The following is a 13,593-nucleotide window of genomic DNA, read 5'->3' on the forward strand; positions in this document are numbered from 1 at the left end:
GGAGAGCATTATGCATCGTTTCCCAGCACTTATTTTGTGCCTGATCTCAACCGCTGGCCACGCCTGTCCAAATGGCAGTGAAAACCTGGTCTCTTGCACCTTTGAAAGCGGTCAAAAACAGCTGCAGACCTGCATGGCGGGCAATCAGATCACCTATAGTTTTGGCCGCACAGGGCAAAAGCCCGATCTTGCGCTCAGCCGTCATATTCATCACGTTGATCACTACCCTTGGCCCGGTGTGAGCCGCACGATCTGGGAGCAATTCAGTTTCGAAAACGCAGGCGTGTCTTACCGCGTTTATTATGCGCAGGAACGTGACCCGCGATTTCCGGAAATTTCAGGCGGCCTGTATGTGGAACAAAACGAAGAGACCTTGGCTGAACTTACCTGTGATGCGGGCAGTGTAATTGCAGCAGGCTATCCGCTGCCGATCTTTGATGCCAAAATCGCAGCTGGCCAGCATTTCGATCATGAAACTTACAGTTGGAGCATCCCGGAGTGAGCGAAGACCTCATCGTTTTTGATGGTGAATGTGTGCTTTGCTGCGGGTTTTTCCGCTTTATGCTAAAGCATGACCATAAGGAGCGCTTCGCCTTTGCCACCGCGCAATCTCCCATGGGGCAGGCGATGTATCGCGAACTAGCCCTGCCAACGGATGATTTCGAAACCAATCTGGTGCGGGTAAACGGTGTGACCTATCAACGACTGGATGCTTTTGCGGCGGCGATGGGCACATTGGGCTGGCCGTGGCGGGCGCTTTCCGGTTTGCGTTACCTGCCTGCTGCGCTGAAAGATCCAGCCTATCACCTGATTGCGCGCAACCGCTGCAGCCTGTTTGGCCGTCACCAAAGCTGCATGATCCCCACGCCCGAGCTGCGCCGCCGCTTTGTGCATGGGGGGATGTGATGGATGCGTTTGGCCAGCTGATTGTGGCAAAGCGCCTGCCAGTTCCGGATGTTTTGCGCGCCATTCATGCGGGGGATGCGGTAACCTATAGCGGTGAAGTCACGGTCGAAAGTGGCGGCTTGGCCGCACGTCTGATCTGCGCAGTTTTTGGATTTCCACCAGCGCAATCTAGGCAAGACTTCACGCTGGAAATCCAGCCCCATAAACAGGGCCACCTCTGGATCCGGCGCTTTGCGGGCAAAACAACCCAATCCTATCTCAGCTTGGCTGAAACACGCGCGCATGTGGATGAGGCTTTTGGTCCAGCGCGCCTTGAGCTGGATCTGACATGGGATGGCAACAGTCTTTTGGTTGCAGTTGTTGGCCTGCGTATCTGGAATATCCCCCTTCCACCGCTGTTTTGGCCACGCAGTGCGGCGCGTGAATTTGTGACAGATGAGGGCCAGTTCGGCTTTGATATCTCAGGTAGCTTGCCGGGTGTTGGCGTGCTGCTGCGCTATCACGGGTCGCTGCAAACACCCCATTGCTAACTTCTGCTACCACAGTGTCCATCCTGTCCGGCGAGGACACCCAGCAAAGCCGAACAGCTAAAGGTGAGGCTTGACCGAGGGATTTTATTCAAATTTATTGCCTAAGTGTTAATTTGTTACCCATGGGTTCTTTTCCTATCCCTTTGGATACCTATCTTGCGCCCAATGACACCGGGGGGATGGATTGCGTGAATACCGCTGCATGCTAATCTGGGATCACATTAACACAATAGTAAGGAATTCTGGGGGTAAGAGAAATGGCATATACAAATGTAAACGAAGCTCTTGGCGCTTTGGATCACAAGATTGAGCTGCTGAACAATCTGGTTGTTGCCAATGATTTCCTGGTGCGCTGTATGCGTGAGGAAGCAGAGCGTCTGCAACTGATGGGCGGCGAAGAGACCCGCAACATGCTGCGCCGACGTGCACGTGATCAGTTTCGCGCCGGAGACGGGTTTGAGCCAAATGCAGCAGTGCTGGAGATTCTTGAACAAGCTTTGGGCAATGGTCACACGGCTGAGATCATCCAATTTCCGAAGATCCATCGGCACGCAAACTGATCTAGCTGTGCTTTCTTTGGGCGGCGTTGTGCCAGAACGGCTTGCAAATCAGAGAAGACCAGCAGGGTTGGGTTAACCAGCGACGCAAACACATTCAAATCACCGAAGTGTACCGGGGCAGCGCCCCTTTTTTTGTGCCTAATAGGCAGGGCTCGCATTTCGGCACGGTTTCGTGACAGAGGGTTATTCGTTTTCAGCGCGTGGACACCTAAATCTGTAGAGAGCCGCCCAAAAACATTTGGGTGCTCTAGTCACACAGAGAGAGGTCCACCACATGAAAACTGCTGTTGTTTCCGCTGTTCTTCTGGCTGCGCTGCTGCCATCTCAGCTTGTCGCGGATGAGTTTCGCGCCCGCAATCACATGCGTGTGGCGCCGTTGAGCGACACTTTGATCGAGGTGGGCGGTTTTACGGGTAACTCTGGCTTGGTCGACTATTGGTGCGCGGTGGGCGACTATCTGCGTCGCGTCCGCCGTGAACCCTGGCAAAACAAAGTCTATGTTGCCCGCGGGCTTGGGGCTGCCCAAAAGGTCTACAGCCGCGAAACCGTATTGTTTTCGCTCGATCCTGCTGCGGATGGGGTTGAGGCGCTGCCAGCAGGCACCAAGATTGTGTCTACCCTGACCGTTGGCCGCTATCAGCGGGTCAATTCCGCGTTTTATTCCTGCCGCACCTTCCGGCCACGCGATTAGGCTGTGCGGTCGCGCCTCATGATTGAACCCAAAGCCGCGGCCCGTTAAGCTCCGGCAAAAAGGTTGATCTGATGCAGACGCGTTTCACGCTCCAGACCCGGGGGCAGGGGCTCTATGAATTTAGTCGGCAGGTGCAGGCCTGGGTGATGGATTGCGCACCTCAGAGTGCGCTCCTCACCCTATTTGTTCGCCACACCTCCTGTTCGCTTCTTATTCAGGAAAACGCGGATCCCGAAGTGCAGGATGATCTCTTGGCGTATTTCAGTCGCCTTGTGCCCCCCAGCAGCGACCCATCGATGTCATATCTGCGCCATACATATGAAGGTCCAGATGATATGCCTGCACATATTAAGGCCGCAATGATGCCCACCCACTTGTCGGTGCCTATCACAGATCGGCGGCTGGCGCTTGGGACTTGGCAGGGGATCTTTCTGTTTGAACATCGTGATGCGCCCCACAACCGTGAGATCGTGGCGCATATTAGCGGATAAAACGCAGCGAAAATCTAGGTATAGAGAGTTTATTTAGCCCCTACCCAAATCCTAGCGGCTCCCCTATAGTTGTGGATAACTAAGCCAGATGTAGCACAAGTTTCCGTTGTGGAAAGTGGGGGGACAGGCCAATGCGTTGCCCGTTTTGTGGAAATATAGATACCCAGGTTAAGGATTCGCGCCCAGCCGAGGATCACGTATCCATTCGCCGTCGTCGGTTCTGCCCGGCCTGCAGCGGGCGCTTCACCACATATGAGCGGGTGCAGTTGCGCGATCTGGTGGTGGTGAAAACCAACGGTCGGCGGGAGAATTTTGATCGCGACAAGCTGGAGCGATCCATTCGTATCTCGATGCAAAAACGCCCGGTCGAACCCGATCGCATTGATCAAATGATTTCGGGCATTGTGCGCCGCCTCGAAAGCATGGGCGACACAGATATTCCCTCCAAACGCATCGGTGAGATTGTGATGGAGGCACTGGCGCGCATTGACACCGTGGCTTATGTACGCTTTGCAAGCGTTTATAAGAACTTCCAGGCCGCAGACGACTTTGAAGATTTTGTGCATGAGCTGCGGCCGGAGTTGCCACCGGAAGACAACTGATCTTCCCCCGTTCAGGTGATCTCGGCATGAGCGATTTAGACAAACGATTTATGGCGCTGGCCCTGTCTTTGGGGCGGCGCGGCATGGGCCGGTGCTGGCCAAACCCTGCTGTCGGCTGTGTGATTGTAAAAGAGGGCCGCATTTTGGGCCGCGGCTGGACGCAACCGGGCGGGCGGCCCCATGCCGAACCGGTGGCACTGGCGCAGGCCGGTGAAGGCGCGCGTGGGGCCACGGCCTATGTGACGCTTGAACCCTGTTCGCACTATGGCAAAACTCCACCCTGTTCTGAGGCGTTGATCAAGGCCGGAGTGGCGCGCGTTGTCGCCGCGATCGAAGACAGCGATCCGCGTGTTTCGGGGCAGGGCTTTCAGATGCTGCGCGACGCGGGCATTCAGGTCGACACCGGCGTGTTGGCGGATCAGGCCGCGCGCGATCTTGCGGGTTTCTTTCGCCGGATTGAGCAGGGTCGCCCTTGGGTCACGCTGAAGCTTGCAAGCTCCTTTGACGGGCGCATTGCCACAGGTTCTGGTCAAAGCAAATGGATCACAGGTCCTGAATCGCGCCGCCTGGTGCATGCCATGCGCATGCGCCATGATGCGGTGATGGTGGGGGGAGGCACGGCGCGCGCGGATGATCCCTCGCTCACCGTGCGTGACCTTGGTGTGGATCACCAGCCTGTGCGCGTTGTAATCTCACGCCATCTCGACCTCCCGCTGATGAGCCAACTCGCCCGCACCGCCAAAGAGGTTCCGGTCTGGCTCTGCCATGGGGCAGGCGTTGCCCATGAACGTGTTGAGGCCTGGGATGGGCTTGGGGCCAAGCTACTGCCCTGTGCGCTCCATGGTGTGCAGCTGGATCCCAATGATATTTTGCGCCAGCTTGGTCAGGCGGGGCTCAACAGTGTGTTCTGCGAAGGCGGCTCTGCGCTTGCGGCATCGCTGCTGGCCTTTGATCTTGTTGATGAACTCATCGGCTTTAGCGCGGGTCTTGCGATTGGCGCCGAAGGCTTGCCCTCTGTTGGGGCGATGGGGCTTGGCCAGCTTGATGAAGCGCCGCGCTATGTCCTGGATGAGCTACGCCCGGTTGGGGGGGATGTGCTGCACCGTTGGGTACGTCGTCAGGAAAAGATTTAGCGCCGCCACAGATGCGCATAGGACGCAAAAATCCCCTGTAGTTTTGACAGGCTGCGGTTTTTCAGGCCGGGCGCGGGGATGTCCGCGCGCTCAAGCCGATCTACTACCACTTCCACCGGGCAGGGCAGGCGGGTCTTGGGGTCAAAATAGCGTGGATAATCAATCAAGACGGCATGGGCCAATCCCAGCAGCTTGGGGCGCGCTTTGCGCGTTGATGGCACCACGCCCAGATCCCGCGTCAGCCCCCAGCCTGCATAAAACGGCGCACCAAGGGTGGTGACTTTCACGCCGCGCAGCAGCGCTTCAAACCCCAAAAGCGAGGTCATGGTCCAAACCTCCTGAACCTGATCCAAAAGCGCCATAGCATCTGCGTGATGCGCCACCACATCAGCAAGCTCTTCAGGGATGGTGACAGCCCCCTTGCGCAACCCGGCCTCAACATCGGGGTGGGGTTTGTAGATGATCACCGCATCCGGGTTGTCGGCGCGCACCCGGCGCAACAGATCAAGGTTTGTGCGTGTTTTGCTGCTGCCGGTCAGGATCGAGGCATCATCTTCCACCTGACCCGGCACTAGAATGCGGTGGCCCTCGGGCAGTTCGGGCAATTCACCCGCAAGATTGTACTTTGACAGGCTGGCGCGAATGATCCGCATCACCAGTGCCTCTGCGCGAAGCTCTTCCTCGGCGCTCAGGCTTTCGCGTGTGGCGATCAGATCCTGCAGGTCAGACGGCTGACTGGGATCATAGTAAATACCCTGCTGATCCAGCACCAAAGACAGCGGCGGCACCAGTTCCGCGCCAAGCCCACGCGAGCGCAAAAAGCCGTCTTCAACCCGCCACGCGCCCTGATGATCTGAGCGGGCCTTGCTGGCCCAGACCATCCAGTTTTTGCCGCTTTTACGGGCTTCATCCGTATCATCGCTGAAACTCATCGCCAAATGGCGACCAAACACCTGTTGCAGCGGCTGCCGTTTCCACAGGCGCATCTCAGAGGCCACCCAGCCCGCACGATCCTGCCGCCAGGCGCGCACCTCTGCTTCTAAGATGTCGATGGCACGGTCCAGCTCACAGAGCTCATCTTTAAACGGGTCATACCAGGCCGGATATATCATCATCGTAGCGGCAAAAAGCTGCGCCCGTGTAAGTTTGCGCGCCCGTCGATCCAATGGAAATTCATCCTGGGTGAGCCCCCAGCCCGCATAAAACGGCTGGCCAAAGACGCGCGGCTTGTGCCCGGCCAGAATGGCTTCAAAACCCAGCTGCGACGACACGGTATAAACCGCCACCGCACCTTCAAGAAGCGCCCAAGGTGACACCGGGTGATCAAACAGCTCAACCCGCCCTTGCGCATCGCGTTTGCTAAAATACCCGCTGCGAAACCCAGCCGTGCTCTCAGGATGGGTCTTGATCAGGATACGCGCGCCGGGGTGTTCTTCTTGTGCAAAAACAAGCATTTCGCGAAACCGTGCAAGATCGGCATTCTCAGCATCTGGAACGGATGCGCGCACCGAGGCATCCCCACGGGTCTGATCTACCACCAGCACATAACCGGGCTCAGGCACTTCAGCGTCTGGGGTGAATGCGTTGTATTTTGACAGATGCAGATCGCGCAGACGATCAATCAAGCCCCGCGCGCGCCGCATCATCTGGCTGTCATCAAGCGGCTCCTGTGTCAGGATCTCTTCCAGCTCGCTGGGCTGGGACGGGTCAAAATGCACGCCTTTCTGATCGATCAGCAGCCCCAGCGGTGGGCTGCCTGCACGCCCCGGCAACACGGATCGTAAAAACGCATCCTCCACCCGCACGAGCCCGGTGCCATATTTTTCCGCTATAGCCCGGCCGCGATGTGCAGTTGGCGAATTGCCCCAGATGCCAACAAGATCACCGTCTTTTGGCAGGCCCAGACAGGTTTCATAGCCGCTCAATGACAGAATGCGTCTTAGGCGTTTTTGGCGTAAGAACCCGCCGTTATAGACAAAAAGCCGGGAGCGTTTGCCCCCGGCTTCCGCCTGGCTGACCGTCAGCCGCATCAGATTTACCCGCCCAGCGACGAGGTCACGCTGGTGATCGAACCCACAGGGGTTACCAGCAGCGAAATGGTTTTGGTCCACTGCGCATATGGCGCTTCGGTGACGTAAAGCGTGTCTTGGTCGCGAATGACAAAATCGCGCGCCATGAACAGCCCGTTGGGCTCTTCGAGGTTCAGCACGTAGACCAGACGCTGCGCCCCAACTAGATCGTCACGCCCAAGCACCTGATTGGCAATCTCTGCAGGCTCATTGCGCAAAACAAACACACCGGTTGGGTCCGAGGCTGCAGAGACCAGACCGCCAACCTGTGCAATTGCCTCAAGTGCGGACATGTCGCGGCTTTCAAAGGGGACACGCGCCTGGGTGTTGGTTGCGCCAAGCGCGGTAAAGCTGCGGGTGTCGGCCTCAACCAGGATCTTGTCACCGCCACGCAGGGCAATATCAAGCTGCGGGTGTTCATAGAGATCCTGCAGCCAGATCTTGCCGCTTTCATGGCCGCGGATCAGGGTGATCTGGGCGATGTCAGGTTCAATCGCAACGCCGCCCGCCTGTGACAGCATATTGGCAAGGGTCCGGGTCGGGCGCTCAATCGGATATACGCCTTGGCCATTCACGGCGCCGGTCAGGCTGACAGAGGCGCCATCACCTGCAAGACGGCGCACCTGAACCTGTGGATCCGGGGTCTGCCCTTCAAGTTCTTTGGTGATGGATTTGCGCAGCTGCTCCGGCGTGTTGCCAGATGCACGCACGCGGCCTGCATAAGGCACAAAGATAAAGCCAGCGCTGTCGACCTGAACTTCTTCAAGTGTGGTGAATTTGGTTGCTTCACCCGCCAAAAGCCCATCATCCACGTTTTCCCAGATGGTCAGCCCCAAAACATCGCCGGGACGGATCACATCAGAGGTCAGGCGCGATGCATTGGTGAATGTCTCGGAAAAGCCAAGCGCAGGCACCACAGCGGTGGCACGGGTCACGCGGTCATTTACAGAAACGATAAAGGCGTCGCCTTCGCGCTGTACGGAGCCAGCAAAGATCTGGCGTTTATTGGGGCCAACCTGGGGCAGGCCACAGGATGCAACAACACCAACGGCGGCAAAAAGGGCGATGGAACGCGCCCATCCAAAGGGTACGGATTTCACTGCTCGGTCTCCTGACCTAAATTGTAACTGCCTCAGGTTTTTTGTGCAGCCTAGCGAAGACATTAGGAAAAATCCAGTCTTGCGCGTGTTCAGCTTTCGTTGACCAAACGCAACTGTTGCCGTGGTGCCGCTGTGCCAAGCTTTAACGCATCATACGGGTCATCTGCAGCGAGAATCAGATCCACCACCTGACGCAGCAGTTGGCGTCGCCCGGATTTGGAATAAAACCCTCCGGGAATCTGTGAGGTTTCCAACAAAAAGCGGCGATAATCACGATAAGCGCGCGCATCCGGGCGTTCGGGCTGGGCAAAAAACGCATCCAACGCCTGCTGGGAGACAAACTCTTCCTTGTCATAAACAGCACGGCCAAAAACCTTGAGCGGGATGCCGCGCCACAGCACCTGCTGGCCCGCGGTCGAATTGACGGTGATTGCGGCGCGCGCCTCATTCAAAAGACCCGCCAATTTGCCACCGCGCACATAATGAACCCGATCAGATATGCCATAGGCGCGCGCCAGCTGGCGCAGCCGTTTGCGCAAAGGCACACGACCGTTTTCCAGCGGATGTGCCTTGACGACAAGATGGTGATGACCCGGCGCGCCTTTGGCAAATTCACACACCACCAGGTCAAGAAATTCATCCATGGTTGCAAAGGGCGAATGCATCTGAAACGAGCTGTCATGTTCCAGCTGCAATAGCGCCAGATGATAGGGAAACCCGCCCTGTGTCACCCGCCAGGTGGCAATGCGCCGATCCAGCGCATGCAAAGGCATCAGTAGAAGTCTTTGCAAATAAAGCTGAAATTCTCTGGTCACGCTCAATGCGCGATGGGGACGGAAATTGCGATAGCTCCGATTGCAGAACATCACAAACCAATGATAAAGCGCGCCATAAAACACATGCTGGCGCATATCCCCCCAATGGGACGGCGGCAGCGGCGCTTCCATGTCTGAGCGTTCTAAGGCTTTTTGCATGTCTCGCACGCTCAACCTCATCAGCTTGGAATGCCCGTTGGAGCCGCCCCGCTCATAGGTGACCCAATAGGGGCGCATATAGCCTTCTTCAAACACGTGAATAGTCAGGCCGCGCGTCTGGGCGATTTTAACGGCCTCTGCGTGAATGGGCCTTGTGTCACCATAAAGAACAATATCGGTGGCGCCCTGGTCTGCGATCAGCTGCTCAAAATATGCGGGCCAGTTTTCTGGCGTGCCGCGATAAGGGTGATAGCTGGGGCGATCGCGCCAAAACGCCCGGTCTCCCGCGTTGAACCCCACCCGGCACACGCTGGCGCCAGCACGCTGCAGCATCTTTGCCAGCTGCATAAAAAACGGGCCATGTGGTCCTTGGAGGAACAAAAAATGGCGTTTATGGGGGGCGGTTACGGTCATATCGCGGGTGATGATACCGGTTTGGTCTGGTGTTATGGTTAATGGCTTTAGATAAAATTTCACTGCGGCGAAACTGTGGCGGCGTTGATGGCGTGATTTTGTTGGAGCACGTGGCTTGAAAACATATGTGTGCACGACTGCGGTCTTGCCGCATCCATGATCTCGCATTACCTCTCGGTAGGAACAGCGGCTTTATCGGCCCGAACAGGAGATTTCGACATGTTTACAGGCATCATCACCGATATCGGAGTTATCACTGAGCTTGAGCAGCAAGGTGACCTGCGCGCCCGCATTCAGACCAGCTATGATACCGCTGGTATTGATATGGGCGCATCGATTGCCTCAAATGGGTGCTGCCTGACCGTGGTTGCGCTGGGTGATGATTGGTATGATGTGCAGATCTCGGCCGAGAGCCTGGACAAAACCAATATCGGCGACTGGAAAGTGGGCAGCCGACTCAACCTGGAGCGCGCGCTGAAAGTGGGCGACGAACTGGGCGGCCATATTGTTTCCGGCCATGTTGATGGCGTGGCTGAGATCATTGCCATGCAGGACGAAGGCGACAGCACCCGTGTCACCCTGCGCGCACCAGAAGAATTTGCAAAATTCATTGCGCCCAAGGGTTCGGTTGCGCTGAACGGCACATCGCTTACGGTTAATGAGGTCGATGGTTGTGATTTTGGTATCAATTTCATTCCCCACACCAAAGAGGTGACCATTTGGGGCGACGCCAAAGTGGGGGATCGGATCAATCTGGAAATCGACACGGTTGCCCGCTATGTGGCGCGGCTTGGGGATTATAACGCGTTGTGATCGCGGGCATTGGTCATAATCAGGGCCCTTCGATGGAGGCCGGCCACCGCTGGCGCACCCATCAATGGCGCAAAGCCCAGCAGCAGTTGATGCGCAAAACCATTCCGTTGACGATTGTACGGATGCGAATGAAACGCGCGACTGAGCTGGGGATGGATTACAAGACCTATGCTACCATTCGTCAGGCGTCGGGGCAGGATATTCTTGCCCTGATGTTTTCGTCCAATGCGCTGCGTATTATCGGGCAGGGGGCCAAACTGCCCGATGCTGAGGACCGCGCGTTGCAGACCGTGCGGGCAGCTCAGAAACTGTCTTTGGTACATCCTCCCAACACGCCCGAGCAGGTGCTGGCGGCAAACCCTGTACTTGATGCGGCGGATATTGCGCCCAAGTTCAATGAAAGCTGGAGCCAGATGCGTGATCGTGTCTCTGGGCTTATTCAGACACAAAAACTGCCGAGAAATACAGTTCTGATCATTGGTGATGCTCCGTTGGAGCACAACTGGAGCACCGCCGCCCACGCCGCAGGCTACTTGCCTGCATCGCGTTATTTTCAAAGCGCAACGGTTTAACAGGCGAAGGCTCCCGCGCCTTGTTCAGGCATCACAGATGCCCGTCCAGAAGCCTTGGGCCGGGCAGGTTGCTGCGCAACCTGCAGCATCGCCCGCCAACCTCTATCGAAAAGAGATGACCGGTCGGCCGTATTGGGGCCGAAAATATTCAAACCCGGTGCGCGCCTGCAAATAGGCTGCGTAGCAAGGGGAACGACAGGTTTCATGACTGTGATGGCCTGCGCAGTTGCCGTGAAACGTGAAGTGAATGCTCTCAAAACGATATCTAATACCGCAAATTTTACGCAGCGCAGATGTGCAAAGCGGGCGGCGGCGGCCCTGATGGGGGCGTGATACATGCGGTAAACTGTCGAATAGAACCCGCAAGGCGCAGATGCGCCGCGGATGGTCGCAGGAGTAAGGCTGGTATTTGTAAAATGCGTGGTCTATCCCTGTTATCAAAGGTGCCCCTTTTTGCTGGGGCCTGTCCACACAACTAGACTGCCCGCTGAGGATTGCCCCATGAGCTATGCCACCCCAGGCCCCGTTGAGGCCCAGTTGAAAGATGCAATCAGCCCGATCGAAGAGATCATCGCCGCCGCCAAAAACGGCGAGATGTATATCCTTGTGGATCACGAAGACCGTGAAAACGAGGGCGATCTGGTGATTGCTGCGGAATTTGCCGATGCAGAGGCGGTGAATTTCATGGCAACCCATGGTCGTGGGCTGATCTGTCTGCCGATGACCTCGGATCGGGTGGATGATCTTGAGCTGCCGATGATGGCAACCAACAACTCCTCCCGTCATGAAACCGCATTCACCGTTTCGATCGAAGCACGTGAAGGGGTTTCAACCGGGATCTCTGCTGCGGATCGTGCATTGACCATTGCCACCGCGATCAACCCAGACAACACCATGGCCGAGATTGCCACGCCGGGCCATGTGTTCCCGCTGCGCGCCAAACGTGGTGGTGTTCTGGTGCGCGCAGGCCATACCGAGGCCGCTGTTGATATCTCTCGTCTGGCGGGTTTGAACCCGGCGGGGGTGATCTGTGAGATCATGAAAGAAGACGGCACCATGGCGCGTCTGCCGGATCTGGTGGAATTTGCCAAAGAGCACAATATGAAGATCGGCACCATTTCCGATCTGATTGCCTACCGGTCGCGCAATGACAATCTGGTGGTGGAAACCAGCTCCTCAACCGTCACATCTGAATTTGGCGGTGAGTGGGAGATGCGCCTGTTCACGGATCAGACTCACGGGATTGAACATGTAGTGCTGATCAAGGGCGACATCACCACGGCTGAGCCGGTTCTGGTGCGCACCCACGCGCTGCATGAAGCCTCTGATCTGTTGGGGCTGGGGCCAAAACCTGCGGGTGAGCTGCAAACCGCGATGCAGAAGATCGCTGACGAAGGTCGCGGCGTTGTCTGCCTGTTCCGCGCGCCCAATAATGCGCTTTATGCCGCTGACGAAGATGGGCCACGCATCATCAAAGAAACCGGGCTTGGCGCGCAGATCCTGTCAAAGCTGGGGGTGTCGGAACTGTTGCTCTTGTCGGATTCGCCGCAAACCACCTATCTTGGCCTTGATGCCTTTGATCTGACCATCGTGGGCACCCGCCCGATCCTGAAAGACGCGTGAGGAGAGACACATCATGGCTGGACATGAACAACATTACATTATGCCGCGCGCGGAATTTGATAAGCCGGTGAAGCTCGCCATTGTGATGTCACCTTATTATAAAGACATCGCTGACAATATGCTCGCCGGTGCTGCGGCTGAGATCGAAGCCGCGAGCGGCACCTATGAGGTGATCGAAGTGCCCGGTGCGCTGGAAATCCCCACCGCGATTGCGATCACTGATGCCCGGTCGAACTTTGATGGCTTTGTGGCGCTGGGCTGTGTCATTCGCGGCGAAACCACCCATTATGACACCGTGTGCAATGACAGCTCTCGCGCGATCCAGCTTCTGGGGCTGCAGGGGCTTTGCATTGGCAATGGCATCCTGACGGTGGAAAATCGCAAGCAAGCCGAAGTGCGCGCAGACCCTAAGGATCAGAATAAAGGTGGTGGTGCGGCCGCTGCGGCCTTGCATCTGATTGCACTCACGCGTAAGTGGGGCGCCCAGACCAAGGGCGTTGGTTTCAAAGCGCCCTCCGAGGCCATTAAACTGGCCAGCGCAGAAAATGGATCCACAACCGCATGACCGATCAGAACTCTACGGGTAACACCGAACAGGCCGCGTCCAAACCGACGGCTGCCGACAAACGTCAGATGCGCTCTGCTGCACGGCTTTATGCGGTGCAGGCGCTGTTTCAAATGGAACAGGGCGATCAGAGCTTTGATAAGGTGATCGTGGAGTTCGAAGACCACCGCTTTGGCGCCATTCTGGATGGCGATGAGCTGGCCGAAGGCGATGGCAAACTGTTTCGTGCGCTGGTGAAAGATGCGGTGAACCATCAGGCCAAGGTCGACCAGATGACCGATCGCGCCTTGGTGGCCAAATGGCCAATTGACCGGATCGATCCAACGTTGCGGGCGCTGTTTCGTGCCGCTGGCGCAGAACTGGTTGAGGCCAAGACCCCGCCCAAAGTTGTGATTGTTGAATTTGTCGACATTGCGCGCGCCTTCTTTCCCGAAGGCAAAGAGCCCAAATTCGTCAATGCTGTGCTGGATCACATGGCGCGTGAAGCGCGTCCTGAATCTTTCTGATCCAGTTCACATAACCCGAATTTTAGGCGCAGCTTGTTGGCTGC

Annotated in this window: 16 protein-coding genes; 13 read left to right on the forward strand and 3 right to left on the reverse strand. The window is 56.9% G+C overall.

Going from position 1 to position 13,593, the window contains the following annotated elements:
* Positions 1 to 10 precede the first annotated feature (10 nt).
* From GG681_RS08415 to ribD, 8 genes are all read left to right on the forward strand, one after another.
* The gene (locus GG681_RS08415) at positions 11 to 502 is read left to right on the forward strand and encodes a hypothetical protein (protein WP_153547089.1); all 492 of its coding nucleotides are present in this window, start codon (positions 11 to 13) and stop codon (positions 500 to 502) included.
* On the forward strand, positions 499 to 906 hold the full coding sequence (locus GG681_RS08420) for a thiol-disulfide oxidoreductase DCC family protein (protein ID WP_328593314.1): 408 nt from the start codon (positions 499 to 501) through the stop codon (positions 904 to 906). The genes GG681_RS08415 and GG681_RS08420 overlap by 4 nt, the downstream gene beginning before the upstream one ends.
* A complete protein-coding gene (locus GG681_RS08425; protein WP_153547093.1) occupies positions 906 to 1,436 on the forward strand; it encodes a DUF4166 domain-containing protein in 531 nt (176 codons plus the stop codon). The genes GG681_RS08420 and GG681_RS08425 overlap by 1 nt, the downstream gene beginning before the upstream one ends.
* Before the next feature lie 257 nt (positions 1,437 to 1,693).
* Positions 1,694 to 1,996: a hypothetical protein gene (locus tag GG681_RS08430; RefSeq protein WP_153547095.1), complete on the forward strand. Its 303-nt coding sequence runs from the start codon at positions 1,694 to 1,696 to the stop codon at positions 1,994 to 1,996.
* A 274-nt stretch (positions 1,997 to 2,270) separates the two neighbouring features.
* Positions 2,271 to 2,687 (forward strand): hypothetical protein, encoded by a 417-nt coding sequence (locus tag GG681_RS08435; RefSeq protein ID WP_153547097.1) that lies wholly within the window; start codon positions 2,271 to 2,273, stop codon positions 2,685 to 2,687.
* 71 nt (positions 2,688 to 2,758) lie between these two features.
* Complete coding sequence (locus tag GG681_RS08440; protein WP_153547099.1) at positions 2,759 to 3,178, forward strand: secondary thiamine-phosphate synthase enzyme YjbQ; 420 nt, start codon at positions 2,759 to 2,761, stop codon at positions 3,176 to 3,178.
* A gap of 131 nt (positions 3,179 to 3,309) precedes the next feature.
* Positions 3,310 to 3,780, forward strand: coding sequence for a transcriptional regulator NrdR (nrdR, locus tag GG681_RS08445; protein WP_153547101.1), 471 nt, complete (start codon positions 3,310 to 3,312; stop codon positions 3,778 to 3,780).
* Positions 3,781 to 3,830: 50 nt separating this feature from the next.
* Positions 3,831 to 4,913: a bifunctional diaminohydroxyphosphoribosylaminopyrimidine deaminase/5-amino-6-(5-phosphoribosylamino)uracil reductase RibD gene (gene ribD, locus GG681_RS08450; RefSeq protein WP_153547757.1), complete on the forward strand. Its 1,083-nt coding sequence runs from the start codon at positions 3,831 to 3,833 to the stop codon at positions 4,911 to 4,913.
* On the opposite strand, the gene GG681_RS08455 is transcribed toward ribD, so the two are convergent.
* The 3 genes from GG681_RS08455 to GG681_RS08465 all read right to left on the reverse strand — a co-directional run bounded on the left by GG681_RS08455 (position 4,910) and on the right by GG681_RS08465 (position 9,470).
* On the reverse strand, positions 4,910 to 6,943 hold the full coding sequence (locus GG681_RS08455; RefSeq protein ID WP_153547103.1) for a capsular polysaccharide biosynthesis protein: 2,034 nt from the start codon (positions 6,941 to 6,943) through the stop codon (positions 4,910 to 4,912). The genes ribD and GG681_RS08455 overlap by 4 nt on opposite strands.
* 5 nt (positions 6,944 to 6,948) lie before the next feature.
* Positions 6,949 to 8,082 carry a polysaccharide biosynthesis/export family protein gene (locus GG681_RS08460; protein WP_328593315.1) on the reverse strand — a complete coding sequence of 378 codons (1,134 nt, stop codon included), beginning with the start codon at positions 8,080 to 8,082 and terminating at the stop codon, positions 6,949 to 6,951.
* Between the two features lie 89 nt (positions 8,083 to 8,171).
* A complete protein-coding gene (locus GG681_RS08465) occupies positions 8,172 to 9,470 on the reverse strand; it encodes a capsule biosynthesis protein (RefSeq protein WP_153547107.1) in 1,299 nt (432 codons plus the stop codon).
* A gap of 219 nt (positions 9,471 to 9,689) precedes the next feature.
* Here GG681_RS08465 and GG681_RS08470 point away from each other — a divergent pair, with 219 nt between their 5' ends.
* The 5 genes from GG681_RS08470 to nusB all read left to right on the forward strand — a co-directional run bounded on the left by GG681_RS08470 (position 9,690) and on the right by nusB (position 13,549).
* Positions 9,690 to 10,283 (forward strand): riboflavin synthase, encoded by a 594-nt coding sequence (locus GG681_RS08470; RefSeq protein WP_153547109.1) that lies wholly within the window; start codon positions 9,690 to 9,692, stop codon positions 10,281 to 10,283.
* A gap of 32 nt (positions 10,284 to 10,315) precedes the next feature.
* Positions 10,316 to 10,855 (forward strand): hypothetical protein, encoded by a 540-nt coding sequence (locus GG681_RS08475; RefSeq protein ID WP_153547111.1) that lies wholly within the window; start codon positions 10,316 to 10,318, stop codon positions 10,853 to 10,855.
* Between the two features lie 501 nt (positions 10,856 to 11,356).
* Entirely contained in the window at positions 11,357 to 12,478 is a 1,122-nt protein-coding gene (gene ribB / locus GG681_RS08480; protein WP_153547113.1) for a 3,4-dihydroxy-2-butanone-4-phosphate synthase, read from the forward strand.
* Positions 12,479 to 12,491: 13 nt separating this feature from the next.
* Positions 12,492 to 13,043: a 6,7-dimethyl-8-ribityllumazine synthase gene (locus GG681_RS08485; RefSeq protein ID WP_153547115.1), complete on the forward strand. Its 552-nt coding sequence runs from the start codon at positions 12,492 to 12,494 to the stop codon at positions 13,041 to 13,043.
* Positions 13,040 to 13,549 (forward strand): transcription antitermination factor NusB, encoded by a 510-nt coding sequence (gene nusB / locus GG681_RS08490; protein ID WP_153547117.1) that lies wholly within the window; start codon positions 13,040 to 13,042, stop codon positions 13,547 to 13,549. Before GG681_RS08485 ends, nusB begins: the two co-directional genes overlap by 4 nt.
* Positions 13,550 to 13,593: the final 44 nt, after the last annotated feature.

It is taken from the genome of Tritonibacter aquimaris (assembly GCF_009617595.1).
In the GTDB taxonomy this organism is placed as follows: domain Bacteria; phylum Pseudomonadota; class Alphaproteobacteria; order Rhodobacterales; family Rhodobacteraceae; genus Epibacterium; species Epibacterium aquimaris.

Excerpts from the sequence above, each read along its gene's own strand:
- GG681_RS08415 (WP_153547089.1), top strand. The coding sequence starts at position 11 with ATGCATCGTTTCCCAGCACTTATTTTGTGCCTGATCTCAACCGCTGGC.
- nusB (WP_153547117.1), top strand. The coding sequence starts at position 13,040 with ATGACCGATCAGAACTCTACGGGTAACACCGAACAGGCCGCGTCCAAA.
- GG681_RS08425 (WP_153547093.1), top strand. The coding sequence starts at position 906 with ATGGATGCGTTTGGCCAGCTGATTGTGGCAAAGCGCCTGCCAGTTCCG.
- GG681_RS08465 (WP_153547107.1), bottom strand. The coding sequence starts at position 9,470 with ATGACCGTAACCGCCCCCCATAAACGCCATTTTTTGTTCCTCCAAGGA.
- ribD (WP_153547757.1), top strand. The coding sequence starts at position 3,831 with ATGGCGCTGGCCCTGTCTTTGGGGCGGCGCGGCATGGGCCGGTGCTGG.
- GG681_RS08485 (WP_153547115.1), top strand. The coding sequence starts at position 12,492 with ATGGCTGGACATGAACAACATTACATTATGCCGCGCGCGGAATTTGAT.
- ribB (WP_153547113.1), top strand. The coding sequence starts at position 11,357 with ATGAGCTATGCCACCCCAGGCCCCGTTGAGGCCCAGTTGAAAGATGCA.
- GG681_RS08430 (WP_153547095.1), top strand. The coding sequence starts at position 1,694 with ATGGCATATACAAATGTAAACGAAGCTCTTGGCGCTTTGGATCACAAG.
- GG681_RS08475 (WP_153547111.1), top strand. The coding sequence starts at position 10,316 with ATGGAGGCCGGCCACCGCTGGCGCACCCATCAATGGCGCAAAGCCCAG.
- nrdR (WP_153547101.1), top strand. The coding sequence starts at position 3,310 with ATGCGTTGCCCGTTTTGTGGAAATATAGATACCCAGGTTAAGGATTCG.
- GG681_RS08440 (WP_153547099.1), top strand. The coding sequence starts at position 2,759 with ATGCAGACGCGTTTCACGCTCCAGACCCGGGGGCAGGGGCTCTATGAA.
- GG681_RS08470 (WP_153547109.1), top strand. The coding sequence starts at position 9,690 with ATGTTTACAGGCATCATCACCGATATCGGAGTTATCACTGAGCTTGAG.
- GG681_RS08455 (WP_153547103.1), bottom strand. The coding sequence starts at position 6,943 with ATGCGGCTGACGGTCAGCCAGGCGGAAGCCGGGGGCAAACGCTCCCGG.
- GG681_RS08435 (WP_153547097.1), top strand. The coding sequence starts at position 2,271 with ATGAAAACTGCTGTTGTTTCCGCTGTTCTTCTGGCTGCGCTGCTGCCA.